This window comes from Burkholderia sp. SJZ089, assembly GCF_007828315.1.
GTDB classification, from domain to species: Bacteria; Pseudomonadota; Gammaproteobacteria; order Burkholderiales; family Burkholderiaceae; genus Burkholderia; species Burkholderia gladioli.
This window is the reverse complement of record NZ_VIUM01000014.1, coordinates 25,446-49,663: the sequence shown is the minus strand read 5'-3', so window position 1 is coordinate 49,663 and position 24,218 is coordinate 25,446. Positions and strand designations below refer to the sequence as shown.

At 62.8% G+C, this 24,218-nt stretch carries 32 protein-coding genes, 1 tRNA gene and 1 pseudogene; 29 read left to right on the top strand and 5 right to left on the bottom strand.

The window, feature by feature from the left end; all coding sequences use genetic code 11:
• Nucleotides 1-15 precede the first annotated feature (15 nt).
• Nucleotides 16-726, top strand: a complete 711-nt coding sequence (gene ispD / locus FB600_RS24495) for a 2-C-methyl-D-erythritol 4-phosphate cytidylyltransferase (RefSeq protein ID WP_025096723.1) — start codon at nt 16-18, stop codon at nt 724-726.
• Nucleotides 727-754: 28 nt separating this feature from the next.
• Complete coding sequence (ispF, locus tag FB600_RS24490) at nt 755-1,240, top strand: 2-C-methyl-D-erythritol 2,4-cyclodiphosphate synthase (protein ID WP_098153923.1); 486 nt, start codon at nt 755-757, stop codon at nt 1,238-1,240.
• Between the two features lie 180 nt (nt 1,241-1,420).
• Here the strand turns inward: ispF and FB600_RS24485 are convergent.
• From FB600_RS24485 to ompR, 3 genes and pseudogenes are all read right to left on the bottom strand, one after another.
• A pseudogene (locus FB600_RS24485) lies at nt 1,421-1,645 on the bottom strand (redoxin domain-containing protein); the annotation flags it as partial.
• A gap of 271 nt (nt 1,646-1,916) precedes the next feature.
• Nucleotides 1,917-3,281, bottom strand: a complete 1,365-nt coding sequence (locus tag FB600_RS24480) for an ATP-binding protein (protein WP_013698366.1) — start codon at nt 3,279-3,281, stop codon at nt 1,917-1,919.
• 65 nt (nt 3,282-3,346) lie between these two features.
• Entirely contained in the window at nt 3,347-4,081 is a 735-nt protein-coding gene (gene ompR, locus FB600_RS24475; protein WP_013698365.1) for a two-component system response regulator OmpR, read from the bottom strand.
• A 260-nt stretch (nt 4,082-4,341) separates the two neighbouring features.
• On the opposite strand from ompR, the gene FB600_RS24465 reads away from it, so the two are divergent.
• From FB600_RS24465 to FB600_RS24455, 3 genes are all read left to right on the top strand, one after another.
• A complete protein-coding gene (locus tag FB600_RS24465) occupies nt 4,342-4,638 on the top strand; it encodes a hypothetical protein (RefSeq protein WP_036040055.1) in 297 nt (98 codons plus the stop codon).
• Between the two features lie 258 nt (nt 4,639-4,896).
• A complete protein-coding gene (locus FB600_RS24460) occupies nt 4,897-6,318 on the top strand; it encodes a DUF1800 family protein (RefSeq protein ID WP_186467877.1) in 1,422 nt (473 codons plus the stop codon).
• A gap of 34 nt (nt 6,319-6,352) precedes the next feature.
• Nucleotides 6,353-7,585, top strand: coding sequence for a DUF1501 domain-containing protein (locus tag FB600_RS24455; protein WP_098153925.1), 1,233 nt, complete (start codon nt 6,353-6,355; stop codon nt 7,583-7,585).
• A 49-nt stretch (nt 7,586-7,634) separates the two neighbouring features.
• On the opposite strand, the gene hpnD is transcribed toward FB600_RS24455, so the two are convergent.
• Nucleotides 7,635-8,474, bottom strand: a complete 840-nt coding sequence (hpnD, locus tag FB600_RS24450; protein ID WP_105819451.1) for a presqualene diphosphate synthase HpnD — start codon at nt 8,472-8,474, stop codon at nt 7,635-7,637.
• A 266-nt stretch (nt 8,475-8,740) separates the two neighbouring features.
• Between hpnD and FB600_RS24445 the strand changes: the two genes are divergently transcribed.
• The 3 genes from FB600_RS24445 to FB600_RS24435 all read left to right on the top strand — a co-directional run bounded on the left by FB600_RS24445 (nt 8,741) and on the right by FB600_RS24435 (nt 11,499).
• Nucleotides 8,741-8,827: transfer RNA gene (locus FB600_RS24445), tRNA-Leu, on the top strand.
• A gap of 172 nt (nt 8,828-8,999) precedes the next feature.
• Nucleotides 9,000-10,181, top strand: a complete 1,182-nt coding sequence (locus FB600_RS24440) for a tyrosine-type recombinase/integrase (RefSeq protein ID WP_145757495.1) — start codon at nt 9,000-9,002, stop codon at nt 10,179-10,181.
• A gap of 766 nt (nt 10,182-10,947) precedes the next feature.
• A complete protein-coding gene (locus tag FB600_RS24435; protein WP_145757494.1) occupies nt 10,948-11,499 on the top strand; it encodes a hypothetical protein in 552 nt (183 codons plus the stop codon).
• 360 nt (nt 11,500-11,859) lie between these two features.
• Here FB600_RS24435 and FB600_RS24430 read toward each other — a convergent pair whose 3' ends face one another.
• Entirely contained in the window at nt 11,860-12,117 is a 258-nt protein-coding gene (locus FB600_RS24430; RefSeq protein WP_145757493.1) for a hypothetical protein, read from the bottom strand.
• A 667-nt stretch (nt 12,118-12,784) separates the two neighbouring features.
• On the opposite strand from FB600_RS24430, the gene FB600_RS24425 reads away from it, so the two are divergent.
• The 21 genes from FB600_RS24425 (at nt 12,785) to FB600_RS24335 (ending at nt 24,201) form a co-directional block, all read left to right on the top strand.
• Entirely contained in the window at nt 12,785-13,156 is a 372-nt protein-coding gene (locus FB600_RS24425; protein ID WP_145757492.1) for a helix-turn-helix transcriptional regulator, read from the top strand.
• On the top strand, nt 13,156-13,683 hold the full coding sequence (locus tag FB600_RS24420) for an ImmA/IrrE family metallo-endopeptidase (RefSeq protein WP_145757491.1): 528 nt from the start codon (nt 13,156-13,158) through the stop codon (nt 13,681-13,683). Before FB600_RS24425 ends, FB600_RS24420 begins: the two co-directional genes overlap by 1 nt.
• A gap of 348 nt (nt 13,684-14,031) precedes the next feature.
• Nucleotides 14,032-14,361, top strand: coding sequence for a hypothetical protein (locus FB600_RS24415; RefSeq protein ID WP_145757490.1), 330 nt, complete (start codon nt 14,032-14,034; stop codon nt 14,359-14,361).
• Between the two features lie 154 nt (nt 14,362-14,515).
• Nucleotides 14,516-14,680, top strand: a complete 165-nt coding sequence (locus FB600_RS37315; protein WP_186233585.1) for a hypothetical protein — start codon at nt 14,516-14,518, stop codon at nt 14,678-14,680.
• The gene (locus FB600_RS24410) at nt 14,677-14,913 is read left to right on the top strand and encodes an excisionase (protein ID WP_145757489.1); all 237 of its coding nucleotides are present in this window, start codon (nt 14,677-14,679) and stop codon (nt 14,911-14,913) included. The genes FB600_RS37315 and FB600_RS24410 overlap by 4 nt, the downstream gene beginning before the upstream one ends.
• Nucleotides 14,914-14,997: 84 nt before the next feature.
• Complete coding sequence (locus tag FB600_RS24405) at nt 14,998-15,525, top strand: helix-turn-helix domain-containing protein (protein ID WP_257803271.1); 528 nt, start codon at nt 14,998-15,000, stop codon at nt 15,523-15,525.
• A 382-nt stretch (nt 15,526-15,907) separates the two neighbouring features.
• Nucleotides 15,908-16,516 carry a hypothetical protein gene (locus tag FB600_RS24400; protein ID WP_145757488.1) on the top strand — a complete coding sequence of 203 codons (609 nt, stop codon included), beginning with the start codon at nt 15,908-15,910 and terminating at the stop codon, nt 16,514-16,516.
• A gap of 379 nt (nt 16,517-16,895) precedes the next feature.
• Entirely contained in the window at nt 16,896-17,027 is a 132-nt protein-coding gene (locus FB600_RS38090; RefSeq protein WP_315898330.1) for a hypothetical protein, read from the top strand.
• The gene (locus FB600_RS24395) at nt 17,020-17,241 is read left to right on the top strand and encodes a hypothetical protein (RefSeq protein ID WP_145757487.1); all 222 of its coding nucleotides are present in this window, start codon (nt 17,020-17,022) and stop codon (nt 17,239-17,241) included. The genes FB600_RS38090 and FB600_RS24395 overlap by 8 nt, the downstream gene beginning before the upstream one ends.
• Nucleotides 17,234-17,626: a hypothetical protein gene (locus FB600_RS24390; protein ID WP_145757486.1), complete on the top strand. Its 393-nt coding sequence runs from the start codon at nt 17,234-17,236 to the stop codon at nt 17,624-17,626. Before FB600_RS24395 ends, FB600_RS24390 begins: the two co-directional genes overlap by 8 nt.
• Nucleotides 17,619-17,891, top strand: coding sequence for a hypothetical protein (locus tag FB600_RS24385; RefSeq protein ID WP_145757485.1), 273 nt, complete (start codon nt 17,619-17,621; stop codon nt 17,889-17,891). Before FB600_RS24390 ends, FB600_RS24385 begins: the two co-directional genes overlap by 8 nt.
• On the top strand, nt 17,884-18,156 hold the full coding sequence (locus FB600_RS24380; protein ID WP_145757484.1) for a hypothetical protein: 273 nt from the start codon (nt 17,884-17,886) through the stop codon (nt 18,154-18,156). The genes FB600_RS24385 and FB600_RS24380 overlap by 8 nt, the downstream gene beginning before the upstream one ends.
• On the top strand, nt 18,149-18,430 hold the full coding sequence (locus FB600_RS24375; protein WP_145757483.1) for a hypothetical protein: 282 nt from the start codon (nt 18,149-18,151) through the stop codon (nt 18,428-18,430). The genes FB600_RS24380 and FB600_RS24375 overlap by 8 nt, the downstream gene beginning before the upstream one ends.
• A 358-nt stretch (nt 18,431-18,788) precedes the next feature.
• Complete coding sequence (locus FB600_RS24370; protein WP_145757482.1) at nt 18,789-19,448, top strand: hypothetical protein; 660 nt, start codon at nt 18,789-18,791, stop codon at nt 19,446-19,448.
• Nucleotides 19,449-19,538: 90 nt separating this feature from the next.
• On the top strand, nt 19,539-19,754 hold the full coding sequence (locus FB600_RS24365; RefSeq protein ID WP_145757481.1) for a hypothetical protein: 216 nt from the start codon (nt 19,539-19,541) through the stop codon (nt 19,752-19,754).
• Nucleotides 19,755-19,765: 11 nt separating this feature from the next.
• Nucleotides 19,766-20,122: a hypothetical protein gene (locus FB600_RS24360; RefSeq protein ID WP_145757480.1), complete on the top strand. Its 357-nt coding sequence runs from the start codon at nt 19,766-19,768 to the stop codon at nt 20,120-20,122.
• A gap of 120 nt (nt 20,123-20,242) precedes the next feature.
• Complete coding sequence (locus tag FB600_RS24355; RefSeq protein WP_145757479.1) at nt 20,243-20,500, top strand: helix-turn-helix transcriptional regulator; 258 nt, start codon at nt 20,243-20,245, stop codon at nt 20,498-20,500.
• Between the two features lie 266 nt (nt 20,501-20,766).
• Entirely contained in the window at nt 20,767-21,087 is a 321-nt protein-coding gene (locus FB600_RS24350; protein ID WP_145757478.1) for a hypothetical protein, read from the top strand.
• Between the two features lie 69 nt (nt 21,088-21,156).
• Nucleotides 21,157-21,432 (top strand): HNH endonuclease, encoded by a 276-nt coding sequence (locus FB600_RS38195; RefSeq protein WP_145757477.1) that lies wholly within the window; start codon nt 21,157-21,159, stop codon nt 21,430-21,432.
• Nucleotides 21,425-22,408, top strand: a complete 984-nt coding sequence (locus FB600_RS24340) for a hypothetical protein (protein ID WP_145757476.1) — start codon at nt 21,425-21,427, stop codon at nt 22,406-22,408. Before FB600_RS38195 ends, FB600_RS24340 begins: the two co-directional genes overlap by 8 nt.
• A complete protein-coding gene (locus FB600_RS24335; protein ID WP_145757475.1) occupies nt 22,405-24,201 on the top strand; it encodes a toprim domain-containing protein in 1,797 nt (598 codons plus the stop codon). The genes FB600_RS24340 and FB600_RS24335 overlap by 4 nt, the downstream gene beginning before the upstream one ends.
• The last annotated feature ends 17 nt before the right edge of the window (nt 24,202-24,218 follow it).

The window sequence follows — 24,218 nt, the reverse complement described above, 5'->3', positions numbered from 1 at the left end:
CCGGCGTTCGCTCTCGTGACTCCCCGACTTTTCGCCCTGATTCCCTGCGCCGGCACCGGCAGCCGCTCCGGCTCGGCGCTGCCCAAGCAGTACCGCACGCTCGCCGGTCGCGCGCTGCTGCACTATACGCTGGCCGCCTTCGACGCGCTCAGCGAGCTCGCGCAGACCCTGGTGGTGATCTCCCCCGACGATCCGCATTTCGACGCGCGTCGCTTTTCCGGCCTGCGCTTCGCGGTCAGCCGCTGCGGCGGCGCCTCGCGCCAGGCCTCGGTGCTCAACGGGCTGATGCAGCTCGTCGAATTCGGCGCGACCGACGCGGACTGGGTGCTGGTGCACGACGCGGCGCGCCCCGGCATCACGCCGGCGCTGATTCGCACGCTGATTTCCACGCTCAAGGACGACCCGGTGGGCGGCATCGTCGCGCTGCCGGTGGCCGACACGCTCAAGCGCGTGCCGGCCGGCGGCGACGAGATCGCCCGCACCGAGGCGCGCGACGGGCTGTGGCAGGCACAGACGCCGCAGATGTTCCGCATCGGCATGCTGCGCGAGGCGATCCTCGCCGCGCAGCGCGACGGCCACGACCTGACCGACGAGGCCAGCGCGATCGAATGGGCCGGCCACGCCCCGCGCGTGGTGCAGGGCAACCTGCGCAACTTCAAGGTCACGTACCCCGAGGATTTCGACCTGGCCGAGGCATTCCTGTCGCGGCCGGCGAACGCCTCCTGATCCACCTTCACCACGAACCAGACCCAGCATGGACATCAGAATCGGACAAGGCTACGACGTACACCAACTGGTTCCCGGCCGGCCGCTCATCATCGGCGGCGTGACGATCCCCTACGAACGCGGCCTGCTCGGCCACTCGGACGCCGACGTGCTGCTGCACGCGCTGACCGACGCGCTGTTCGGCGCGGCCGCGCTCGGCGACATCGGCCGGCACTTCTCGGATACCGACGCGCAGTTCAAGGGCGCCGACAGCCGTGTGCTGCTGCGCGAATGCGTCAAGCGCGTGAACGCGGCCGGCTTCTCGATCCGCAACGTCGATACCACCGTGATCGCCCAGGCGCCCAAGCTCGCGCCGCATATCGACGCGATGCGCGCCAATATCGCGGAGGATCTGGGCCTGCCGCTCGACCGCGTCAACGTCAAGGCCAAGACCAACGAGAAGCTCGGTTATCTCGGCCGCGGCGAGGGCATCGAGGCCCAGGCCGCCGCGCTGCTGGTGCGCGAGGGCGACTGAGCCTCGCGCCCGGCCGGCATCGTGCCCCGCCCTGGTGCGCGATGCCGGCAGGCTTTCCCGCCGGCCGTCCACATTCCGCCACCCCTCATCGATACATGCCGGGATTCGCCGCGGCCAATTCACGCCTGATTTCGCCAGGGGCCGCCCAGGCCCGCCCGATCGGGCCGCGCGCCCGCTAGCTCACGCCTCGCCCGCCCGCTGGGCATCGAGGATCCGCAGGATCTCCTCGGGATTGCGTCCCACCTCGAGCCTGGCCACCGAGACATGCTGGATCGTGTTGTCCGGATCGACGATGAAGCTGGCGCGCAGCGCCACGCCGGCATCGTGGTCGCGCACGCCGAGCTGGTCGATCAGTTCGCCCTTCACGTCGCCGAAGGCGTGATGGTTGAGCCGGTTGACTGTTTTCATCGTGATGATTGAAGCCCGGCCGCGCGGCCGTGACCGTGAAGGCTTCGAGGATGTCGCCGACGGTTTTCATGCGCCTGCTCCTGCCGTGAGAGGGGCGCGCTGCCGGGGTGGCGCAAGCGTCGTCGCGGTGCCGTGGCGGCAGCGTGAATTACGACTTCAGTTCTATCGAACGACAATTCCATTAGAAATTGTCTATCGAGAGGCGAGAGGCGAGGGGCGTTGGCGGGGACGATGGCCGGGGCCCCGGCCATCGTCGTGAATCGGGCGCTCAGGCCGCCACGCGGGCGGCCTTGCCGGTCGGGAAGTCGATCGAGGCTTCCAGGCCCGGCTCCGGCGCGCGATTGCGCAGCTTCAGCGTGCCGCGGTAGCGGCCCACGATGCGCAGCACGATTGCCATCCCGAGCCCGGTGCCGTCGGCCTTGCTGCGCGCGGCGTCGACGCGGTAGAACGGGCGCATCACCAGCGGCAGCTGATCGTCGGGGATGCCCGGGCCCTCGTCGCGCACGATCACCTCGATGCGCGCATGCGAGGCGCGTGTCTCGACGGTGATGCGCGCGATGCCGTCGCCGCGGCTCAGGCCGTACTTGCGCGCGTTCTCCACCAGGTTGCCGATCACGCGGCGCATGTCGGTCTCGTCGGCCTCGATCACGGCGGCCGGCGCCAGCACGGTGCGGATCTGCACGCCTTCCTCGTTGGCCAGGCGCGCGGCCACGTCGTGGGCGACCAGCGAGAGATCGACCGGCTCGAGCGAACGCGGCTGCATCGGCCGCGCGTAGTCGATGAAGGCGGCGATGATGCGGTCCATCTGCTCGATGTCGTCGACCATCGCGTCCTTGGTGGCCTGGTCCGAGGGGCTCATCTCGGTTTCCAGGCGCAGCCGTGCCAGCGGCGTGCGCAGGTCGTGCGAGATGCCGGCCAGCATCAGCGCGCGATCGGCGTCGAGCTGCTCGAGATCGCGCACCATCTGGTTGAAGCTGCGATTGGTTTCGGCGGCCACGCCCATGCCGCGCTCGGGCAGCGGCTCGGGCATCTGCCCGGCGCCCACCTTGCGCGCGGCCAGCGCGAGCCGCGAGAAGGGCTGGTTCACCAGGCTGGTGATGAAGGCCGAGCCGAGCAGCGACAGCGCCAGCGCGAACAGGCCCCAGCCGGCCCATTGCAGGCCCGTGACGGTGTCGAGCTGGTCGCGGTCGAGCGCCACCCAGTAATCGTCGTCGTCGATCTTGAAGCTGATCCAGACGCCGGGGATGTCGTTGACCGACTGCGCGATCACGGTATCGTCGCCGAGCCGGCTGCGGATATCGTGCTCGATCAGGCGATTGAGCGATTCGTCGGGCTGGAGCTTGAATTTGTCGGTGGTTTCGCGCGGGTAGACGCGCACGCCCTCGTTGCTCTCCAGGTCCTGGAGCAGCGCGCGGCGCAGGTCCGGATCCGAATAGAGCAGGGCGGTGCGCGTGAGCTTGACCACCGCGACGAGCTGCAGGGCCACGCGCTGCGCGCGCGGCTCGCGCTCGATCACGCGGAAGCTCTGGAACCACGCGGCGAGGCTGACCGCGATCAACAGCGCGATCAGCAGGAAGGTGCGCCAGAACAGCCCGCCGAATACGAGCGTCAGGAGGCGCCGGTCAATGCGCATAGGGCGGACTGTCCAAGCAGGCAGGGCGGCGGGTTCCGGCACGCGCGAACGCGCGCCGGGACCACTCAGGCGGCGCCGTCGGGGATGAATACGTAGCCGAGGCCCCAGACGGTCTGGATGAAGCGCGGGCTGCCCGGATCGGGCTCGATCAGCTTGCGCAGGCGCGAGATCTGCACGTCGAGGCTGCGGTCGAACACCTCGTATTCGCGGCCGCGCGCGAGTTCCATCAGCTTCTCGCGCGACAGCGGCTGGCGCGGATGACGCGCGAAGACCTTGAGCACCGAGAATTCGCCGGTGGTCAGCGGAATCTCCTGGCCGGACTTGGTCAGCGTGCGGGTGGCCAGGTTCAGCGAGAACTCGCCGAATTCGAACACCTCGGTGGTTTCCGAGGGCGCGCCCGGCAGTTCGGCCGGCGCCTGGCGGCGCAGCACCGCGTGGATGCGCGCGACCAGCTCGCGCGGATTGAAGGGCTTGGGCAGGTAGTCGTCGGCGCCCATCTCGAGGCCGACGATGCGGTCCACGTCCTCGCCCTTGGCCGTGAGCATGATGATCGGCGTGCGGTCGTTGCTGCCGCGCAGGCGGCGGCAGATCGACAGGCCGTCCTCGCCGGGCAGCATCAGGTCGAGCACCAGCAGGTCGAAACGCTCGCGCACCCAGAGCTTGTTCATTGCCGTCGCATTTTCGGCGACATATACGTTGAAGCCCTGCTCGCCGAGGTAGCGGCGCAGCAGGTCGCGCAAACGGGGATCGTCGTCGACGACGAGGATTTTCGAGGGATTTTTGGTTTCCATGGACGGCATCTTATCTCGATTACGAAGGCGCGCACGGGCGCGGGATTTTGCGAGTAACAGTCAGTTACAAAATTTACCCGGGCTGCGATGCTGAGTAAAGACACTCGTTAGAGACTCCTTTACTTGGCGCGGAAATTCAGTGGATACTCCACCCACTCGATATTTCGTAGTTCGTTTGCCCGATATTCGCCGGGTTTGTTCAAGTACCAGAGGTTAGACGGTTGCCGCGTGACGAAGGGAACAAATCGACCAGAGAAGCGAGAACAGTGATGCGACCCACCCGGATTGCGTGCGCACTGACGATCGTGTTCGCCGGTCTCTTTGCATCGAACTTCGCCTGCGCCCAACGCCCCGAGCGGGGCGGGTCGTCGCACAAGGCCTCGCGTCCCCGCCTGCCGCCGCCCCCGCCGCGCGATGCGCAACTCGATCGCTTCGACGAGCCTGGCCGTTCCGCCGTTTCCCCCGATCTAGACCAGCGTCGCCGCGACGGCCACATGACGCCCGAGGAACGCCACCTGCTGCGCCAGCATATCGAGGACGCGGTGCGCGAGCTGTACAAGCGCTGAGCACCGTCTTTCGCTGTCTTCCGTTTTTTCTCCCCTGGCCTGGTTTCATGTCCCGCCGATGGCGGAATCATGCGCGCGCACGTCAACGTCGCGCGGGCGTGGTCCGTTGTTGAGGTTTGAACACCGCCGGGAACGATACGCATGTCGTATCTCTCGCCGGTTTCTTTCCAGGCAGCTTTCGGGAGCGGCGCGGCCATGCCTCGATTCGATACCGATGTCCCTCCCGCGCAGCCGCGGGCAGCGCATCGCGCGCATGGCATGCGTGCGCATGCCGGCGACGCATGGCCGAGCGCGATGCTCGCGCCGCTCGATGCCGACGACGCGCGTTTCCTGCTCGCGCGCACCGGCTTCACGGCGCCGCCCGCCGAGGTGGCGCGTTACGTCGGCATGACACGCGCGCAGGCCGTCGAGCGCCTGCTGGACGGCACGCATCGCGACAGCGTCACGCCGCTGCCGGCCTGGGTCGACGAGATGCCGCCGCCGCGCGCGATCCGCAATGCCTGGACGCCCGAGCAGCGCCGCGACGACCAGCGCCTGCAGGGCCAGCGCTACGACGCGCTGCGCGCCTGGTGGCTCGGCGAGATGCTGGTCACGCCTTCGCCGCTCACCGAACGCATGACGCTGTTCTGGCATCGGCACTTCACCTCGGGGCAGGACAAGGTGCCGTATGCGCGCACCATGGCGGTCCAGCACCGCCTGCTGCGCGGCGAGGCGCTCGGCAATTTCGGCACCATGCTGCACGCGGTGGCGAAGGATGCGGCGATGCTCCAGTACCTCGACGGCGCGAGCAATCGCAAGGGCCGGCCCAACGAGAACTTCGCGCGCGAGGTGATGGAGCTGTTCACGCTCGGCGAGGGCCATTACACGCAGCACGACGTGACCGAGGCGGCGCGCGCGCTGACCGGCTGGGGGCTCGATCCCGATACCATCGAAACGGTTTGGCATCCGAATCTTCATGACGATGGCGTGAAGACCGTGCGCGGCGTCACCGGCCCGCTCGATACCGATCGCGTGCTCGACGTGCTGCTCGCGCAGCCGGAAACGGCGGGCTTCGTCGCGGCGAAGCTGTGGCGCGAGTTCGTCTCCGATACGCCCGATGCGGCCGAGCTCGACGGCATCGCCGCGCGCTTTCGCGACAGTGGCTACGAGATTCGCGTGCTGCTGGTCGCGCTGTTCTCGTGCGAGGCGTTCTGGAGCGATCGCGTGCGCGGCCTGCATGTGAAGTCGCCGGTCGAGTTCGTGGTGGGCAACCTGCGCCTGTTCGAGATCGATTACGGCGATGCCGCGCAGTTCGTGCCGGTGGTGCGCGGGCTCGGCGAGAACCTGTTCGCGCCCCCCAACGTGAAGGGCTGGCCGGGCGGCACGCTGTGGATCAACAGCGCGACCCTGCTGGCGCGCAAGCAATTCGTCGAGCGCATGTTCCGTTCCACCACGGCGAGCATGAAGCCGACCGCGCGAGTTGCCGGGATGGCGGCGAAGCCGGCGACGCTGCGCTTCGACCTCGACGGCTGGCTCGCGCGCTTCGGCACGGCGCCGCAGGCCAGGCCCACGCTGTCGGCCGAGCTGCAGCTCCAGCACGCGGTGCTGCCGCTCTCGCCGGTGGCGGCGATCGATGCCGATGCGAACGGCGCGGCCTATCTGCGCGCGCTGCTGATGGACCCGGTTTACCAGTTGACCTGAAGCGCGCGAGCGGCGCGGCGAGGAGGGCGGCATCATGAAGCGACGCGATTTCCTGGGCCTGACGAGCGCGGCCGGCATGGCCGGCGCCGCGGGCCTGCCGCTGTGGACGCCATCCACGGCCTTCGCGGGCGAGCCCCTGGCGAACCCCGGCGCCGCGCACTACGAGCGCTTGCTGATCCTGGTCGAGCTGAAGGGCGGCAACGACGGCCTGAACACGGTGGTGCCCTACGACGATCCGCTCTACCGCGCGATGCGTCCCACCCTCGGCCTGCGTCGCGAAGCCGTGCTGCCGCTCGACCAGCACGCGGCGCTGCATCCCGCGCTGGCGCCGCTGCTGCCGATCTGGCAGGCGCACGAGCTGGCGGTGGTGGAGGGCGTCGCCTATCCGCAGCCGAACCTCTCGCATTTCCGCTCGATCGAGATCTGGGATACCGCCTCGCGTTCCGACGAGATCCTCGGCGAGGGCTGGCTCACGCGCGCCTTCGCGCATGCGCCGGTGCCGCCCGGTTTCGCGGCCGACGGCGTGGTGTTCGGCAGCGCCGAGATGGGGCCGCTCGCGAACGGCGCGCGTGCGATCGTGCTGGTCAACCCGGCGCAGTTCATCGGCGCCGCGAAGCTCGCGCATCCGGTCTCGCTGCGCGAGCGCAATCCCGCGCTCGCGCATTTGATCGACGTCGAGAACGACATCGTCAACGCGGCGGCGCGGCTGCGTCCGCGCGAGGGTGCCTTCGGCTTTGCCACCGCGTTTCCCGCCGGGCCGTTCGGCACCTCGGTGAAGACCGCCATGCAGGTGCTGTCGAGCTGCGAGTCGCCGCAGCGGCGCCCGCTCGCGGGGCAGGGCGTGGCGGTGCTGCGGCTCACGCTGAACGGTTTCGACACGCACCAGAACCAGGCCGGGCAGCAGGCCGCGCTGCTCAAGCAACTGGCCGAGGGCCTGGCGGCGATGCGCTCGGCCCTGATCGAACTGGGCCGCTGGAACGACAGCCTGGTGATGACCTATGCCGAGTTCGGCCGGCGCGTGCGCGAGAACCAGAGCGGCGGCACCGATCACGGCACCGCCGCGCCGCACTTCGTGATGGGCGGACGCGTGCGCGGCGGCCTGTATGGCGAGCGGCCCGCGCTGGCGCGGCTCGACGGCAACGGCAACCTGCCGGTGGCGGTCGATTTCCGGCAGCTTTATGCCACCGTGCTCGGGCCCTGGTGGGGGATGGATGCGGCGGCGGTGCTGCGCGGGCGTTTCGCGCCGCTGCCCTTGCTGCGCGCCTGAGGTGTGAATGCCGGCGCGAGCCGTTGCCCGCGCAGGCGCCGGGCCTGGGCTAGCGTCGTCGCGCGACGCGCCAGGCCAGCCACAGCTTGCGGATCGGCGTCAGCGAGATGCGCTGGTGCAGCACCTGGTAGTCCTCGCCCTCGATCTCGTCGAGCGTGGCCAGCGAGAGCGCGGCCAGTGCCCGCAGGCTGCGCTGCGCGCGCCGCTCGGCGGGGGGAATGGCTTCGAGCGCGGCATGCAGCGTCTCGCGCGCGCGCGTGGCCTGGAAGCGCATCAGTTCGCTGAAGGCGGGGCTATAGCGGCGGTGCATCAGGTCAGCGGCCGTCACCTCGTAGCGCTGCAATTCGTCGATCGGCAGGTAGACGCGGCCGTGGCGCGCATCGTCGCCGACTTCCTCGACGATCTGCGCGAGCTGCAGGCCCTCGCCGAGCGAGGCGGCCCAGGCCGGCGCGGTATCGGCGATGGCGGGGCCGGCCGCGGCGCGTGCCACCAGGCTCGTGAAACCGCCGCCCACGCGCTCCACGTAGCGGCGCAGGTTGGGCCAGTCCAGGTAGCGCGCCTGCTCGAGATCCATCGCGAAACCGTCGGCCAGCGCCTGCAGCGCGGCATGGTCGCGCGCGATGGCGCCGGCATGCCGGGCCAGTGCCTGCGAGACCGGGTGCGAAGGCTGGCCCTCGGCCAGCGCGGCGAGCTCCTTGCGCCACCAGGCCAGCTTGGTCTGGCCGATGGTCGGCTCGCTGGTCTCGCGCGTGGTTTCCTCGAGTTCGCGGCGCAGCGCGAACAGCGCGGTCAGCGCGCCCTGGCTGGCGAGCGGCGCCTGGCGCAGCGCGTAATAGACGCTGGAGCCGGGGGGCGCGGCCTTCTGCTGGCAATAGTCGTCGAAATTCACGGGCGGGATGGCGGCGAGTGGGTTCGCAGTGGTGGGGGCGGGCGGCGTTACCGCGTGGCGGGCGCCGCGTCTCGGGACACATGCGCAGGCAAATGCGCGGCGATTCTAGCACCGCCTCGCGATCGATGCGGCGGCTAGAGACAAGCGCGGGGAGATCGGTTAGAATCTCGCGCTCGCGCTTTCCGGCGGCCGTCCGACTCCAGGGATGGCGTGCTCGCGGAACGCGCCGGCCGCCTCGCGGCGGCGGCGTTCGCGAACATCGATGTGCGTGAGTGGCGAAATTGGTAGACGCACCAGGTTTAGGTCCTGACGCCCGCAAGGGTGTGCCGGTTCGAGTCCGGCCTCACGCACCACAGATCCTCCCAAGCATGTCTATGCTTGACCATAAAGCCCCGTCAGTCAAGGACTTGCGGGGCTTTTTGTTGCCATCCTTGCCCAAGGTTTCCCATTGACACCCACGAAATCAGGGGGCATCGTTGGGGGCAGTTTTCCAGACTTGGGGCATAGAAATGCCCCCGTGCCCATATGCCCCTTACCGACGTTGCAGTCCGCGCGGCCAAGCCTCGCGAGAAGTCATACAAGCTGGCCGACGGCCAAGGCATGTACCTCGAAGTCATGCCGAACGGCTCGAAATATTGGCGCTTAAAGTATCGCGTCGATGGTAAAGAGAGGCGGGTGGCGTTGGGGGTTTATCCTGCGGTGACCATTGTCGCCGCGCGTAAGGCTCGGGACGAGGTCAAGGAGCAGTTGCGCGCTGGGCTCGATCCGTCTCACGAAAAGAAGCTCGCCAAGTTGCAACGAGGCCTGGATCGAGCGAACTCCTTCGAGCCAATTGCTCGGGAGTGGCATGAACAACGGAAGGGCGCATGGAGCGATCGCCACGCGGAACGGGTAATGAAGCTTCTGGAGCGCGAGCTTTTCCCGTCGCTCGGTACCCGTCCGATTGGGCAAATTTCAGCGCCTGAGCTGTTGGCCATCATTCGTAAAATCGAGTCGCGCAACGCGCTCGAACTTGCCCATAAGGCCATTCAGGCTACCAGCCAGATTTTCCGGTATGCGATTGCGACGGGCCGTGCCGAACGGGATCCGGCTCCAGATCTGCGCGGTGCGCTGAAGACTCGCTCTGTTGTTCACATGAAACGCGTTAGCGAAGCTGAGCTACCGGGGCTGATGAGGAGTATCGAGGCCTACGACGGCGACCATCAGACGCGCCTGGCACTGCAGCTTATGTCTCTGACGTTTGTACGGACAAGCGAGCTGCGGTTTGCCGAGTGGGCCGAGATCGACACGAAGAAAAAGGAATGGAAGATTCCGGCCGAGAAGATGAAGATGCGCGCCCCGCACATCGTGCCGCTGTCGACCCAAGCGCTTGAAGTGATTGCGCAGCTTCGGGAAGTGAATGGGGCAGGGCAATACCTGTTTCCTAGCCGGTCCAGCCCCAAGAAACCCATGAGCGAGAACACGATCCTGTACGCGCTGTACCGGATGGGGTACCACTCCCGGATGACCGGACACGGGTTCCGCGGGCTCGCCTCGACAATCTTGAACGAGCACAACTTCAATCGGGACTGGATTGAGCGTCAGTTAGCCCACAGCGAGCGCGACGGCGTCCGGGCGGCCTACAACCACGCCGAGTACCTGCCCGAGCGCCGGAAGATGATGCAGTGGTGGGGCGACTATCTCGGACAGGCATCTCGAGCCGAGTGACGGCCCGACAGAATTCATACGCCAGCGCCAGAGCCATCATAGCTCTCGTTCGATCCGGCCAAATCACTGTATGTTTGTACAGTGGTTTGCCAAGGAACGGCTGGAAGGGTCAACGAATTTCGTGGCCGCGGAGGAACGCGAAAGTACCCACGTTATGACAGGCAACGGATCGATGCCAAAGTCCGACTATCAGTTCCCGCAAGCTTCAATATGGAAGTGACTTCCCGAATTCGTCCTTCCTCCGCATCGGAAGTGACTTCCGGTTAGGCACGGTTCGGCCCGGAAAGCATCTTTTCTAGTGAGCGAAAACACCTGAGCCACCTGCAACTCAGTTTTTCGCCAGCTTTTGATGGATATTGATGGCCGCGACGGACGGATGACGGAAGAGATACTAGGCACAGATCGCCAGCGCAAGACAGATGGATGGAGACGTTTAAACGGCGCGCTGCTTTGCCCAGAAAGGGAGTCAAGATTTTTATGAAAGACCACCGATCCTACTGGAATTATATTGGTACTACATTGGTGCCAGATTGGTCGATATCACTCAGCTGTCGAGCAAACAATTCGCGTTTGTCTGCAAACTCATTTGCGCTGTGATTCGCACCGGTGGTACACTCGACCCTAATGCGTGAATCAGTCACGTAAACGGACGAAACCCCGGCAAGCTTGGTAGGCAGGGCCGGGGTTTCAAAAGGATGGCAGGGACGTTTAACTGGCTAAGGCCAGCCCTGCTACTTGTATAGTCACACCTGTTTGGGGTTGCGACGTGGCATCCATTGTAGAGAAGTATGGTCCCTTCGTAAAGGACCAAATCACACACCAAGAGAAGCAGGCTGCGCGCGCTTTCGCTCGGAACGAAGAGGCAAAAGCAAAGGGCGCCCTTGGCCGCGTCGCACTCTTTCAGCAGCTCCTGTCCGACCTGATCACCCTCGAATCTGCCGGCAGGTCCAGTCCGATACACGATCAAGATCCGATTCGTCTCTCACCTCATGACCTCGATGGGCTTCCAGAAGAATTGCTTGCGGAGCTGAGTCTTAACGATTCGGACCGCAAAGACTTTCTGATCGTCGAGATCATCGACGACATCGGCGGCACCGCTTCGTTGGATCGAATTTTGGTGAACTTGTACAAGCGTACAGGTGAAATCGAGAAACGGACGAAGCTGGTATCTCGCCTTTACCGCATGGTGTCGAAGGATCTGATTTATCAGTCCCCTGACCGGAAGGGCGTATATACGACCTCCAAACCCAATGAAGAGCGCTATCAAGCCACGCTGACGATTGGGTATCCTGAAGAGGAGGACTCGGACCTGGCCTGAAAGAGGGAGCGGCCGGGAGGGAAGCCCGGCCGCGGTGCGACGAGGGGTCGAAAGTGGCCTCACGCCGACTTGCTCACTTTGCGAGTGATATGAAAGTTTACCATCTAGGTGGGGCTGACATGCAAGTCTTCAAAGCTGCTTTCCGCAGTATTTTTGGAGATTCGCATGATTGCATGCTCCTACCCCAAGGGCGTTCACGTGCGTCAGTACGTGCGCCTCCGCCGGGGCCGATTCGAGACGGTATGTGAACACTGCCGTTCCTGGCCCAACCGGTAATAGTCAAAGCAGCTTTTGACAGCGGCCCCGCCTCGAGCGGGGCTTTTCACATCTGGGCGCCGTTCCCGTGGCGCCCTACCTTCCTCAGTCGTACTTCCACCACTTCATCGTGGCCGCGACGATGCGCATCACAACGCCGATGAGCAGGCCAATCCCAGCCAGGTTCGTGTGACCCGGCACCGAGTCGGCAAAGATCATGAAGAACGATCCGATGATTAGCACCGTCGAGAGAAGCTTCAGCGTCTTCGCATCCTTCCCGGTCTTCTGAGTAGTCACCACATGCTTACCCCGCTTTTTCATCGGGTTCCCGCACTTCGGGCACGCCGAAGCCTGGTCGCTCACCGACGAGCTGCACTCCCCGCAATTTACTAAGGCCATGGTCACCTCGTTGTTTTGATGTGGCGGAAATATAGCACTGACCGATCTGTATCAGAAATCACTGTCATTCCAGCGCGCCTCGTGTGACGACCAACCCGTCTTCGCCCGTGCTCTACGTCGCGCAGCTCGACGAGTCTTTCTTCGACGAGTACCCGCACTGGCGGCAGTACATCGAGCAGTGAACTGATTTCGAAGGCAGTCCACCTGCGCGACCTTGGCGTTCCCGAGAAAGTGGCGCGCCGGCGAGGTCACCCTTGTTCGCGACGTTCTTGTCGGTTTAGAGATACCGATCCTCGATGCGCTCGAGCGATATCCGGAGCGCGCGGTTCAGATATCAACCACCGAACTTGAAGAGCGTCTTGTTCCCCCGCCACGAGCTCGTAGCTAGGCGTTTGCACACCGCTACTCTTGCCGTGCGCAAACACAACTCTCCGACTGTCTACACGATCCGCAGAAGGGCGTGAAGGTTGCAAACCTGGTCGCTGAAGTGCGTAGCATGAAAAACACCCGGGTAAAATTCACAATTTTACGTGCCGCCGGTCGAAAATGGAGTTAACCTAGGGAGGTTGACACCTTAACCGCGATCGGTTAAGTTAACCTCAGGTAGTTAATTGCCCACTAGGAGAACGAGATGATCAGTGCGTTTGGCGAGTTCGTAAGGGATCTGCGCCATAAGCATTCCGAGTTGCTTAAGGACATGGCGGAGAAGCTCACTGTTACGTCGGCCTTCCTGTCGGCAGTCGAAACGGGTCGCAAAAGCATCCCCGCGGACTGGTGCCAGAAAATCGCTGCCCACTATGCCCTGCCGAAGTCTCAAGTCACGAAGCTGAAGCAAGCGATCGACGAGTCGCAACGTAGCGTGACGATCGACCTCGACGGTCAATCGGCGGCCCGACGAGGTGTCGCAGTTGCATTGGCCCGGCGGTTCAACGAACTGTCCGACGAAGAGCTGATGCAGCTGCGGCAAAACATGTTTCTGCTTAAACCGAAGGGAGATAAGTAATGCATGAGTTTCGTGCGCTGCCGATGAAGCGTGCCGAAATCCGGGGGGTTGCCCTGGATCTTCGGCGCTCCCTCGGTCTCGAGGGACGGTTGTGGTTCCCGGTGTTGCAGTTGGTCGAGCACGCGTTTCCGCATCTCGACAAGCAGTATCACTTCGAAGTCGCAGAGTACGCTGAACTCGGCGAGTCGCACGGACTCACGGTGCGGGAAGGCGATTCGGTCTGTATCAAGATCCGTGAGGATATCTACGATCGCGCCTATGCTGACGAAGGGCGCGATCGTGGAACGGTAGCGCACGAAGCCGGGCACTACTTGCTTCACGCTCGGTCGCCCGCTCTGCACCGTCATTTCGGCGGCCCGCTGAAGTCGTACGAGGACCCCGAGTGGCAAGCCAAGGCCTTCCAGGGCGAGCTGTTGATTCCGAAACACCTCGTCAGCGGCATGAGCGTCTCGGATGTAGCCAAGGAGTGCGGAGTTTCGTATGACGCCGCCGAGTACCAGCTGAAGCTGTACGCGGCCGGCAAATGAAAAGCGCGCTGATGAGCTGCAACTCATCAACGCGCTTCCAGCAAAGGAACGCCAAACTGCTCCTGGCGATCCCTCGCGACTTACCTACGTGCGACCGGAATCTTAGGCGGTCAATTCCGGGTAGTCAAGTTGTGAGTTCCTATCGGGGCGCGCTTTTACGGAGGTGTCGCATGTTCAACCAGAACCTGCGTCCGAAAGTCGTCCGTGTGAGCAGCTACGTTCGTCGTCGGTTCGGCCGGCTCGAACATGTCTGCCAGCACTGGCGTTCAGCACCCAGCGTGTAACCCCATCGCCAAGCAACGGGTACCTAAGGAAAACCCGTTGCTTGGCATAACGAACGAGATCATCATGACTATTTACGCGAAAACGGCCGATCCTGCGGCTTTGCTCAAATCCATCAAGAAGCTCATCGACGAAAAGAAAATCGAGACGTGGGCTTACGATTCGGCTGGCGATTTTTACCATACGCCTACGCAATGGAGCCGCAAAGCTTGGCTTCGGCCGAGTGTCGGCTTCGGCACCCTCGAATTCCGTCTGATCCGGCGTAACGACGAGGACCTCACCAAAACGGTGTACGGCGTGTACCACGGTCGCTTCATCGAAATGCTGCTGACGCATTTCGATGAGACCTGCGACAGCGTCGAAGCATCGGCAGTGCAGCCGTCCTACTCTATCTGACCGGCCGATGCTTAACCTTTTTTAGTAGTTCCGATCGGCCGGCGGCAATTGGTCCCGCCGATGGTCGGCTATCGATGGGGACGTTATTTTGACGCTCCTGTCGAAAGCCCAAGCGACATTCAACCGGTACTGACAACGTCGTCGGGAGTTAAACATGACTCGAGCACTACTTCAGGAGTTCTACGAGGCGGAGGACCAGACGTATCCATTAGGCTCTCCTCGTGAATACGACGTTACCGACGATGAGTTGGAGGAATTTCTAAACGGTATTACATGGAGTGAGCGCCTGAACGGGCTCTTTGCTGCGGTGGATGAATGAAGATCAGATTGAACCTTTGGCTCGAGCGCGAATTTTTCCCACCTCCAGCGATGCGGACGGCTTCGCGATGGATCAAGCAGGGGAAGATCTACCCGCCTCCCATTAAGGTGGGTAACGCGTACTACGTCGAAGAGACTGCCATCTACCAGGACGGAAAGCGGCCGTTGAGATTGGCTGAACGCCTGGCGCTCCAAGATGTCGAGGAGAGGAAGAAGGGGAGCGGGACACGCTAGACGCTTCTAGTTCGACCGATGAACTGATCGCGTTCCTGAATAGCGTCGGCGCGACACATCGTCAATGTAGGGGGGGCGAGATCGATGATGGAGATCGCGGCGGCAATGGTGCGCGTTGCGTTCGAGGGGAGGACTGACGTGAAAGCACTACGAATAAAGGACGTCGCCGCCAAGATCGGCCTCGGGCATTCCACCATCTACCGCCTTGTCGCACAGGGTGCGTTCCCTAAGCCGTTCGAGATCGTGCCGAAGCGCAACGCGTGGCATGAGGAAGACATCGATGCATGGCTGGCTGAGCGTGCCGGCCGACATCAGCCAGCACCGGCCACCAATACGACTTCCGCACCGGCGGCGCTATTGCTTGACGGCGACACCCTGGCCGAGCTGGCGCGCCAGATCGCGACGCGTCTCGCGCCACACGCGCTATGGGACATGTCGGAGGTCGCCGCCTATTTGCACCAGACGGAGGAACACGCGCGGCAATGGATCGTATCGCAGGACGAGTTCCCACCGCGGATTCGGATTCCGTCGGCTAAACGGGCTGAGCGAGTGCGCTTCCTCTGGCGCGCGAAAGACGTCATCGCGTGGGCGGAGAGTCATGTCGAGCCATAATGGTGCTTCATCGACATGTCGGCCGATTCCATGGATAACGTAGACGAACTCGTGAGACGACTTCGAGCGCGCATGAAGGGTAGCGCTCGCTTGACTGGCGCGCCGCGGATGCGATTGAAACGCTGCAGGCTAGAGTTGTCGTACTTGAACAAGAGAAAGCATCAAGGTGCCTGTGACCAAGCGTAGATCCAGTCTCGCTCGTGGCGCGAGCGACCCATTCGTGCAGCGAATTGCTCAGCGCTATGCCGCTATGGAAGCGACTAGGCGTTGGGTGGGCTGGGAAGAGTATTTCACTACAGTCGGCGGTGCCGGGACGCGTCGAGCCGATAGCGCAGAAGCCGTACGTTGCAGCGAGTCAACCCGCGCGCGAGCGTTGCATATCTTGGATGTCATTCTGTTTGAAGTGAGGGCGCGAGGTTTCGAGGTCGCTATGGGTTATGCCTGCAGCCATATTGACCTCCGACGCGATAGAGCTAGCGTTCAAATACGCCTCGTCGAACTCGGGCGCCGCGAGACATCCGCGGACACCGACTCCAGCAAACACCTGGGGCACGGGATAACTGGTACCGGTGTTCTCGTGCTACTGATAGACGAGTATTCCAACGCTGTCCGGCGGTTCAAAGATGATGAACGTCACAATATCTTCGATCGACTTCCTCAGATTGTCGAGGCTGTCGAGGCCAGGCATGCAAATGCAGTAGAAAGTTTGCTTCTTGAGCACAAGCGAATGGCGGCAGTCGAGCTCGCTCGCGCGGAAGCCGCAGCTCAAGAGGAAGCCCGTCAAGCCAAAATTCGTCGTCGTGATGCACTACTAACCGAAGCAAAGCGATGGAGCGACGCGGACCTTATTCGTCGCTACGTGGCGTCATTGGATGCTCGAATCGGTGTAGGAGAGAGCTCAGCCAATGACTATCAAAAGTGGCGCGCTTTGGCTCTCGAGACTGCCGATGAGTTGGATCCGAGCGCGGCGCATTTGTCTCCCAAGAGTTAGCCACCGCGGCCCAAGTTTACAAATTCGCGCTTGACGACGGCTAGCCGGCTGGCTATTCTGAAATTGCCGCTGAGACAACAGTGGCCTGGGTTTAGCAGCCCGGGAATACGTAGGCGGACGACCGCCGCAGTGCGGTTTTTTTACGTCCGTAGTATCATCGCTCGCGCCCTTTTACGGGCGGGCCATGATGGGGAGGCGCTCGCGCCTGCCGGTTCCTACGTTCCGGTCTGCTAACCTCGTCATGTGCCTGCCCACCCGTTTAGCAGCGGAGGCAGGCTCTTACCCAACGTAGGAGTCGCCCACCATGTTGCGAACCGCTATCCCCGCTCGTCCGTCGAGCGGCGCGCCCCTTCGCTGCGCCGAGCCGCGCAGCCTTCTCATGCTTCACATCGTCTCAGACGCCGTGCGCGCCGCCGCGCTGGCGCCGTCCGATCGCGTTGCGCTCGACATCGCCGGCGACGCGCTGCGCCGCCTCGCCGACCTGGCCCGCGCCGAGGTGAGCCATGGCTGACCGTGCAAGCAGAGAGGAGGCTAACCGGGTCGCCTGGGCTGAGGCCTCCCAATTCTTCCAAGGCGCGAAGCACCTGTTCGCGGCGATCTCGGAAACTGATGAGACTGACCGTGCGGTGGCGCTCGCAATTATCGGGCGCGAGATGATGGCGACCGCTGAGCTGCGCGCCGACGACATGATGATGGGCCGGGCTGCGGAGGCGAACCATGGCTGACACTCGTGACGTTGAGGCGCTGCGGTACGCGCTCGCCAAGCAGGTGCCCGCCATGGAGCGCGGCTTCACGATCCAGACGGGCTGCGGCGAGTTGGCGATCGACGCCGAGGACGCTGGTCGGTTCGTCGCGCTGGTGCGCATGATCCTCACGCGCAAGGTAGAGGGCGCGCCGGCGCGGCCGGCGCACTTCGAGGCCGAGGCGCTCGCGAACAGCGCGGCGGCGCTGCGCCAGGCCGGCGCGATTTTCGGTGTCCTCGACTACTACGCGCGTGGCGGCGACATGGAGCGGTGCAATGTGGTCGATTTGGCCGAGATCGGAATCCAGATCACCAGCCGCGGCGCCGAGCACGCGGAAGATGCCGAAGTGGAGGTGCTCCATGGCTGAACTGCGTTGCAGGCCAGGTGACTTGGCACGGGTCGTCTACTCCACGAATCCGGCGCTGTTGGGGCGCACCGTGATCGTTGAGAGATGGGGCGAGTTCGACAGGTGGGATGTCACGCTGCTTGGCGCGCCGGCGTTCGGTCTAGAGTTCAGGACTGGGCGTCCAGTCGTGGGCAACAAGACAGCTTTCCGTGATTCGTCGTTGGTGCCACTTCGCGGCGACAGCCTTCAGGCGAAACAGCCCGAACGGGAGGCCGATCATGCGTGAGCTGCGCTGCAGACCCGGCGACCTTGCCCGCGTCGTGCGTTCGAAAAATCCTGCGCTTCTCCGGCGCATCGTCGTTGTCGATCGGCTGCGTTCGGCCGACTGCTGGGAGGTGAGTGTTCTCGGGCAGGCCGTGTTTGGCGTAGCAGCCGACGATCACGGGCCCATCCTCACGAACTACTACCTGTTTCCCGATTACGCTCTGGAGCCGCTGCGCGGCGACGGCGGCGACATCGAGTCGATGAGGACCGAGGTGCGCCATGGGTGATCGCTTGCGTTGCCGGCCGGGGGATCTGGCGATCGTGACGCGAGCCAGGAAAGTCGAGTACATCGGCTTTATGGTATTGATCGTCGCGCCCGCCGACAACGGCAAGCATGACTGGATTGCTGAGTTGGTCGGCCCCCCGGTCTACGGACTGGACGTGCGCACCGGCATCAACAAGTTCTGCACCGAGATGGCGTGCTTTGACTGGAACCTGACGCCTATCCGCCCCGACCTGCTCGACGCTGACATCGAGACGCACGAGGTGGACCATGCCTAACGCGCGTATCGATCAAGGTAAGTTCATCGTGTTCACACCGTCAGGGGAAGTCCTCACCCCAGCCGTATCACTGGACCAAGCGCGCGAACTAGTCGCTGCACGTGGTGGCGTGCTCGGTGAGGCTGGCTGGAACGCGTTTCCTGACTATCTTGCGGAGTCGTTCGATCTCGCAGCGATTCGAGATGCCGCAGACCGGAAGAAAGCCAATAGCTAGGAGGGGGCGCGCCAACTGACCTTCGTTGTCCGCGTTGCTACCAAGCCGGTATCGGCTTGGGCGGCCGTAAGCCGACCAGGTTACTTGGAACACTTTGGCATAATCAGCTCAACCGCGCCTAATCCTCGGGCCGAGGAGCCGGGATTGTTACCCGATTGGCGTGGCTTTTATCGTAGGGGGCGTGAGGCGCGCATGGGACATTTCGAGGACCGATTTATTAGCCGCGCCGAGGATCTATTGGCCGATCTCGTTGATATGACGGAAAGCGGTGAGGCAGGGAAATTAAATTCCATCGGGAGATTTGGATGGTTGCTAACCGTCGGCAGACATTATCCCGACGATGAGTTTCTTTGCTCTGAGGAAGTTGATCTCTTGGCTCAAGGAGAAGCTGCTTGGGCGAAGGGGGTGAAAATCAGTAATCCGCAGCTTGCTTTCGTCGATGCGTGGATAAATGCCGGGGAAATTGAAAGGGATATAGGTCTTGGTGTTTATTGTTGCATAAGGTTGCTGGTTTGTGATTTTCGTAGCGACGATGAGGCTATCGTTTTGTTTCGAGTGGCTAGTGAGCGATATGCGTTCTCGATTGCTAAATCCGGGTCGACTCAAAATCCAGCCTCACAGTTGGCGAGGTTGCGTCATGCGGAAAATCGAACTTTGATCAAGGATGCGGTAAAGCATTGGCGGGAAAGTATAGATCCGACACTATCGGCGCAGAAGGCTGCAACGGAGCTAACCAAAATCGTTCCGCTCTCTCATAAGAAGCTTGCAGAGATAGTTTCAAAGGCGAAAAAAGGTTTTTTTTGAAAATTGTTGATGATAAATTGACAATAAATTTCAATGAATGTGAGGTGAAGTATGGGGGATTTGGATTTTTCTGAGCTTATGCCGAGAAAGATGAGAACTCCTATAACCGTTGCGGGGAGTGTGATTTCGGAGGTCTGTGACGTTTTTGTCCGAGCATTAGGAAGTCTTATTGAGGGAAATGGAGAGGATGCTGAGGGGCATTTCTTTGAGAAAATATTTAAGGAGACTTGGGATGACGAGAAAAATGACGGTGATCGTCAGGAGAGGGATTTTTTTGATGAGTTTAAAAAAATCCCGATGAGGTAAGTAGGTTTGCGATGCTTCATGCAATATTGATTGCGATTTCATATTCTGTTCAGGCTATGAAGGCAGAGAAGAATAGTGCGCTCGCATGGAGTTATGCTTCTTCAGCGAGTTATTGGTGTGGAATTATCAAGGCGACGCCGTTTGGCTATAGGAGTGATGGGCTACATGCGGCATCTGTTATGGCAAGAAGAAGGCATGCGGAAAACTACGCGTTGGCCGAAATTGCAAAAAAGCATTGGAAGGATAATATTGATCCAAAGTTGTCTGCTCAGAAGGCTGCGTCTGAGTTGATAAAGGTTGTTCCGTTGTCGCATAAGAAACTTGCGGAGATCGTATCGCAGGCAAAAAAAGAAATGAGCCGAGATTGAATCTTTCCCGTCTGCGCATAGCGGAAGGTCTGCGCAAGTTGGAACCTATGCGTATACGTGTAGAAACACGGGCTAGTCAGAAATAGTATTCGTCCACCAACCCTACTAACGGTGGCGAACATGACGAATACAGCCGTAGCAAAGTCCACGAAAGAGCCGGCCGGCCCGATCCTCCCGGTGCTGCCGGCGATGGGCCTGTCCAAGTGGGCCCAGATTGCCCCCTTCATCCCCTGCTGCCGCGAGACCTGGCGCAAGCTGGTTCTCGCCGGCAAGGCGCCCCAGGCGATCCGCCTGTCCGACAACTGCACGGTCTACAAGAACGAGGAAATCCATAGGTACCTCGCGGACCCGGTCGGCTATCGGCAAGACACGGCGTGAGCCACCTCGAATTTCCCGATTTTCATGGGGATGTATATCAGCAGGCGCCGCCCAGAACATGTTTGCGAAAATGTTCTCGTAACGACGCTGAATACTGCGACGTCGACTGGTCCTCGGCGTCAAGCGAAGGGCACCCCGTTTCGGGGACTGAGGTAAGCCGATCCCTTCCGGTGAGCCGTTCCGCCTGACCAGCGGCAGTCCCCAAAGCGGGGTTTTATGTTGCCTAGTTAGCATTGCTTAGCAAGTAATGGGCAAAGGTGGGAAGCATGGGCACTCTCGAATTCGTTGTGACAGCAAGCTCCGAACGGCGGTACGTTCCGAGCCATAGGCGAGGTGAAGCGCGCACCCCGGATCTTCGCGCCTGGTCGATCCGGCAGGCTGACGTCGCCGAGGTTACCGGGCAGGCCCGGGAGGATTACGAGCGTGAGCTGCGTATCTCAGCGCTTGGCCAACTGCTCGAGTCGACCGCGGCGACGCCGTTGTGGCGCCGCATCTGCAAGCATGCGATGTACGCAGAAATCAAGGCTCGCAGCCTCGATCAGCGCCTCGTCATGGAGCTGGCGCTGCGGGAGGCATGCCGTGGCTGAGCGCGCCCCGAAGCCCGAGAAACGCGCGCGCTACCGCCGTATCGAGGTACGCATGTGGAGTGACGAATAATGCCGACGAAATCAGGCGTCCCCATGTCGTTGCGTCGAAAGGTATTCCGCGAAGAAGGCTATTGCTGCGCGGAATGTGGACTTGTCGGTTGGGAGGAGCGCTTTCCTCGAGGTGGCTACGGCTATTACACGGCTGTCACTGGCGTCTATCTCAGCATTGACCACATCGTGCCGCGGTCTCGGGGTGGGTCGGGCGATCGCTCGAATCTGCGCGTCCTATGCAACACCCGGAAGGGGACGAAGTTGCTGCCCGCGCCAGAGGTGGTGAATGCGTGATTACGCCAAAGTCGCACCGAAGTTTTGGACATCCGGAACCGGGAAAGAGATCCGTGCAAGGGGCTCCGAAGGGGTCATCGTTGCGCTCTATCTGATGAGTTCGCCTCACTCGAACATGCTTGGCCTCTACTACCAACCGAAGTTGTATATGGCGCACGAAACCGGATTGGGCATCGAAGGGGCATCGAAGGGGCTTACGGCATGTGTTGAAGCCGGCTTTTGTGCCTTCGATGAGGCATCGGAGATGGTGTGGGTTTTCGAAATGGCGTCCTACCAGATCGCCGATGAACTCAAGGCTGCGGACCGGCGCTGCGTTGGTATCCAGAAGGATTATGAAGCCCTTCCCAACTGCCCGTTTCTCGGTGAGTTCTTTGATCGCTATCACGAGGCATTTCATCTGAGAAGCAAAAGGGTTGTAGATGCCCCATCCGAAGCCCCTTCGAAGCCCCATCGAAGCCAGGAGCAGGAACAGGAGCAGGAGCAGGAGCAGGAGTATTCCGTAGCTAAAGCTACGGGCGTTCCGCCGGACCCTCGGCCGGACGATTCGCAAGGCGACCTGCTCGGCGATCAACCGGCGGGGATGACGGCGCAGGAGGCGGTGTGGTCGCTCGGCGTGCCGATGCTCGTCGCTGCTGGCCAAGCCGAGCGCAATGCCCGCAGCCTGCTCGGCAAGTGGTGCAAGGCGTACGGCGCGCCAGCGGTGCAGGCAGCGATCGTCCGTTGCGCGCAGGAGCAGCCGCTCGAGCCGGTGAGCTGGCTCATCGCTGCGCTGGGCGCTCCGAAGGCGGCGGACAGTGGCCAGGGGGCGCGCTCCGGTGGCTCGGCACCAGGCGGCGACTGGTGGGCGAAGGCCGGTTTCGCGAAGGAGTACGAGGCCACGAACGCCGGCTGCAGCGAGCGGTACGCGCACCTCTGGCGCAACGGCGAGCGGATCCCGGACGCTGAGCGTCGCGCGATGGCAGGGGTGCCGCGATGAACGCCCGCGAACTGGCCGCCCAGATGGGCGAGAACGCCGCGGCGATCGCCGAGCACCTGCTGCCGAACGGCAAGAAGCACGGCCGAGAGTGGAAGGTCGGCAGCGTCGACGGCGAGGCGGGAAGCAGCCTGTCGGTCTGCACGGCCGGCGCCAAGCGCGGCGTGTGGAAGGACTTCAGCACCGGCGCCGCGGGGGATATGCTCGATTTGTGGTGCGCGTGCCGCAGCGTGTCGATCGCGGATGCGATGCGCGAAGCCAAGCGCTACCTCGGGATTCGCGACGACATGCCGACCCGGGCAGCGCCGACGTACAAGCGCCCCGAGCGTCCGAAGGGCGCGAAGGTCGAGGCAGTGTCGCCGGTCGCCGAGTGGTTCGCCTCGCGCGGTCTGAGCGAGGAAACGCTCAAGGCCTTCCGCATCGCGGCGCAGTCGCGCAACGGCGCGCACTACGCGGTTTTCCCGTACCTGCGCGGCGAGCTCGAGCTGATCAACGTCAAGTACCGGAACGTCGCGGACAAGAAGGACATGCGCCAGGAAGGCGGTGCCGAGCCGTGTTTGTTCGGCTGGCACCTCGTGTCGCCGAAGCAGCGCTCGATCGTGATCGCCGAGGGCGAGCTCGACGCGATGGCGCTGTACCAGATGGGTTTCTCGGCACTGTCGGTCAACGCCGGCGCCGGCAATCACCAGTGGATCGACAGCGATTGGTCGAGGCTCGAGCAGTTCAGCGAGATCTTCCTCTGCTACGACAACGACGACGCGGGGAAGAAGGGCGCCCGTGAAGTGGCGAACCGCCTGGGCCTCGAGCGGTGTCACTGCGTGACGTTCGACGGCGCGAAGGACGCGAATGACTTCCTGCTGTCCGGCGCGACGCAGGAGGATTTTCAACGCTGCATGGATGCTGGCCGGACGTTCGATCCGGACGAACTGAAGTCGATCTCGGAGTTCTGGAGTGGCGTCAAGGCGCTGTTCTACCCGGCCTCTGACGACACCCACGACCCGTTCCTGTCGTTCTGCGGGCGCAATGAGCCGTGGTTCGAATTCCGTCAGGGCGAGATCACGGTTTGGTCCGGCTACAACGGGCACGGCAAGTCGCTGCTGCTCAACCAGGTTCTGCTCGGCCTGATGAACCAGGGTGAGCGGGCGTGCGTGTTCTCGGGCGAGATGACGCCGGTTCGGCAGGGCAAACGGATCGCGAAGCAACTGGGCGGCCTGGATCGACCGACGCCGGAATACCTCGACGCCATGGCCGAGTGGCTGCGTGATCGGATGTGGTCGTTCGCCGTGGTCGGCACCGCGTCGATCGAGCGCCTGCTGACCGTGTTCACCTACGCCTACAAGCGGTACGGGATCCGCCACTGCGTGATCGACAGCCTGATGATGACCGACGTCCAGTCAGACGGGCCCGGCGCCATCACCGCGCAGAAGGATGCCATGCGGATGCTGGCGAACTGGGCTCGAGCGAACGGCACGCACGTGCATCTCGTCGCGCACCCGCGGAAGGGGCAGGACGAGAAACACATTCCCGGGAAGCAGGACGTCGCCGGCGCTGGCGTGATCACCGATGCGGCCGACAACGTGTTCAGCGTCTGGTCGGCGCAGAAGCATGAGGTCGAGTACGGCGACGACGAGCCCGACGCCTACCTGCAGCTCCACAAGCAGCGGAACGGCGACGTGCAGCAGCGGAAACTCGCGTTGTTCTTCAACCGAGCCGCGCAGCAGTTCAGCACCAGTTCGTACCGGCAGCCGCACGTCTACCTGCCGTACCACAACGTTTCTGCGGGTTGCACTTGCTAGACCTCATTTTGAGATAG

Excerpts from the sequence above, each read along its gene's own strand:
- FB600_RS24405 (WP_257803271.1), top strand. The coding sequence starts at position 14,998 with ATGATGGAGATCGCGGCGGCAATGGTGCGCGTTGCGTTCGAGGGGAGG.
- FB600_RS24425 (WP_145757492.1), top strand. The coding sequence starts at position 12,785 with ATGATCAGTGCGTTTGGCGAGTTCGTAAGGGATCTGCGCCATAAGCAT.
- FB600_RS24440 (WP_145757495.1), top strand. The coding sequence starts at position 9,000 with ATGCCCCTTACCGACGTTGCAGTCCGCGCGGCCAAGCCTCGCGAGAAG.
- FB600_RS24365 (WP_145757481.1), top strand. The coding sequence starts at position 19,539 with ATGAGAACTCCTATAACCGTTGCGGGGAGTGTGATTTCGGAGGTCTGT.
- FB600_RS24415 (WP_145757490.1), top strand. The coding sequence starts at position 14,032 with ATGACTATTTACGCGAAAACGGCCGATCCTGCGGCTTTGCTCAAATCC.
- FB600_RS24390 (WP_145757486.1), top strand. The coding sequence starts at position 17,234 with ATGGCTGACACTCGTGACGTTGAGGCGCTGCGGTACGCGCTCGCCAAG.
- FB600_RS24335 (WP_145757475.1), top strand. The coding sequence starts at position 22,405 with ATGAACGCCCGCGAACTGGCCGCCCAGATGGGCGAGAACGCCGCGGCG.
- FB600_RS24375 (WP_145757483.1), top strand. The coding sequence starts at position 18,149 with ATGGGTGATCGCTTGCGTTGCCGGCCGGGGGATCTGGCGATCGTGACG.
- FB600_RS24340 (WP_145757476.1), top strand. The coding sequence starts at position 21,425 with ATGCGTGATTACGCCAAAGTCGCACCGAAGTTTTGGACATCCGGAACC.
- FB600_RS24460 (WP_186467877.1), top strand. The coding sequence starts at position 4,897 with ATGCGTGCGCATGCCGGCGACGCATGGCCGAGCGCGATGCTCGCGCCG.
- FB600_RS24395 (WP_145757487.1), top strand. The coding sequence starts at position 17,020 with ATGGCTGACCGTGCAAGCAGAGAGGAGGCTAACCGGGTCGCCTGGGCT.
- FB600_RS24480 (WP_013698366.1), bottom strand. The coding sequence starts at position 3,281 with ATGCGCATTGACCGGCGCCTCCTGACGCTCGTATTCGGCGGGCTGTTC.
- FB600_RS24380 (WP_145757484.1), top strand. The coding sequence starts at position 17,884 with ATGCGTGAGCTGCGCTGCAGACCCGGCGACCTTGCCCGCGTCGTGCGT.
- FB600_RS24350 (WP_145757478.1), top strand. The coding sequence starts at position 20,767 with ATGGGCACTCTCGAATTCGTTGTGACAGCAAGCTCCGAACGGCGGTAC.
- ompR (WP_013698365.1), bottom strand. The coding sequence starts at position 4,081 with ATGCCGTCCATGGAAACCAAAAATCCCTCGAAAATCCTCGTCGTCGAC.
- FB600_RS24355 (WP_145757479.1), top strand. The coding sequence starts at position 20,243 with ATGACGAATACAGCCGTAGCAAAGTCCACGAAAGAGCCGGCCGGCCCG.
- FB600_RS24420 (WP_145757491.1), top strand. The coding sequence starts at position 13,156 with ATGCATGAGTTTCGTGCGCTGCCGATGAAGCGTGCCGAAATCCGGGGG.
- FB600_RS24360 (WP_145757480.1), top strand. The coding sequence starts at position 19,766 with ATGCTTCATGCAATATTGATTGCGATTTCATATTCTGTTCAGGCTATG.
- FB600_RS24455 (WP_098153925.1), top strand. The coding sequence starts at position 6,353 with ATGAAGCGACGCGATTTCCTGGGCCTGACGAGCGCGGCCGGCATGGCC.
- FB600_RS38195 (WP_145757477.1), top strand. The coding sequence starts at position 21,157 with ATGCCGACGAAATCAGGCGTCCCCATGTCGTTGCGTCGAAAGGTATTC.
- FB600_RS37315 (WP_186233585.1), top strand. The coding sequence starts at position 14,516 with ATGACTCGAGCACTACTTCAGGAGTTCTACGAGGCGGAGGACCAGACG.
- FB600_RS38090 (WP_315898330.1), top strand. The coding sequence starts at position 16,896 with ATGCTTCACATCGTCTCAGACGCCGTGCGCGCCGCCGCGCTGGCGCCG.
- ispF (WP_098153923.1), top strand. The coding sequence starts at position 755 with ATGGACATCAGAATCGGACAAGGCTACGACGTACACCAACTGGTTCCC.
- FB600_RS24385 (WP_145757485.1), top strand. The coding sequence starts at position 17,619 with ATGGCTGAACTGCGTTGCAGGCCAGGTGACTTGGCACGGGTCGTCTAC.
- FB600_RS24410 (WP_145757489.1), top strand. The coding sequence starts at position 14,677 with ATGAAGATCAGATTGAACCTTTGGCTCGAGCGCGAATTTTTCCCACCT.
- FB600_RS24465 (WP_036040055.1), top strand. The coding sequence starts at position 4,342 with ATGCGACCCACCCGGATTGCGTGCGCACTGACGATCGTGTTCGCCGGT.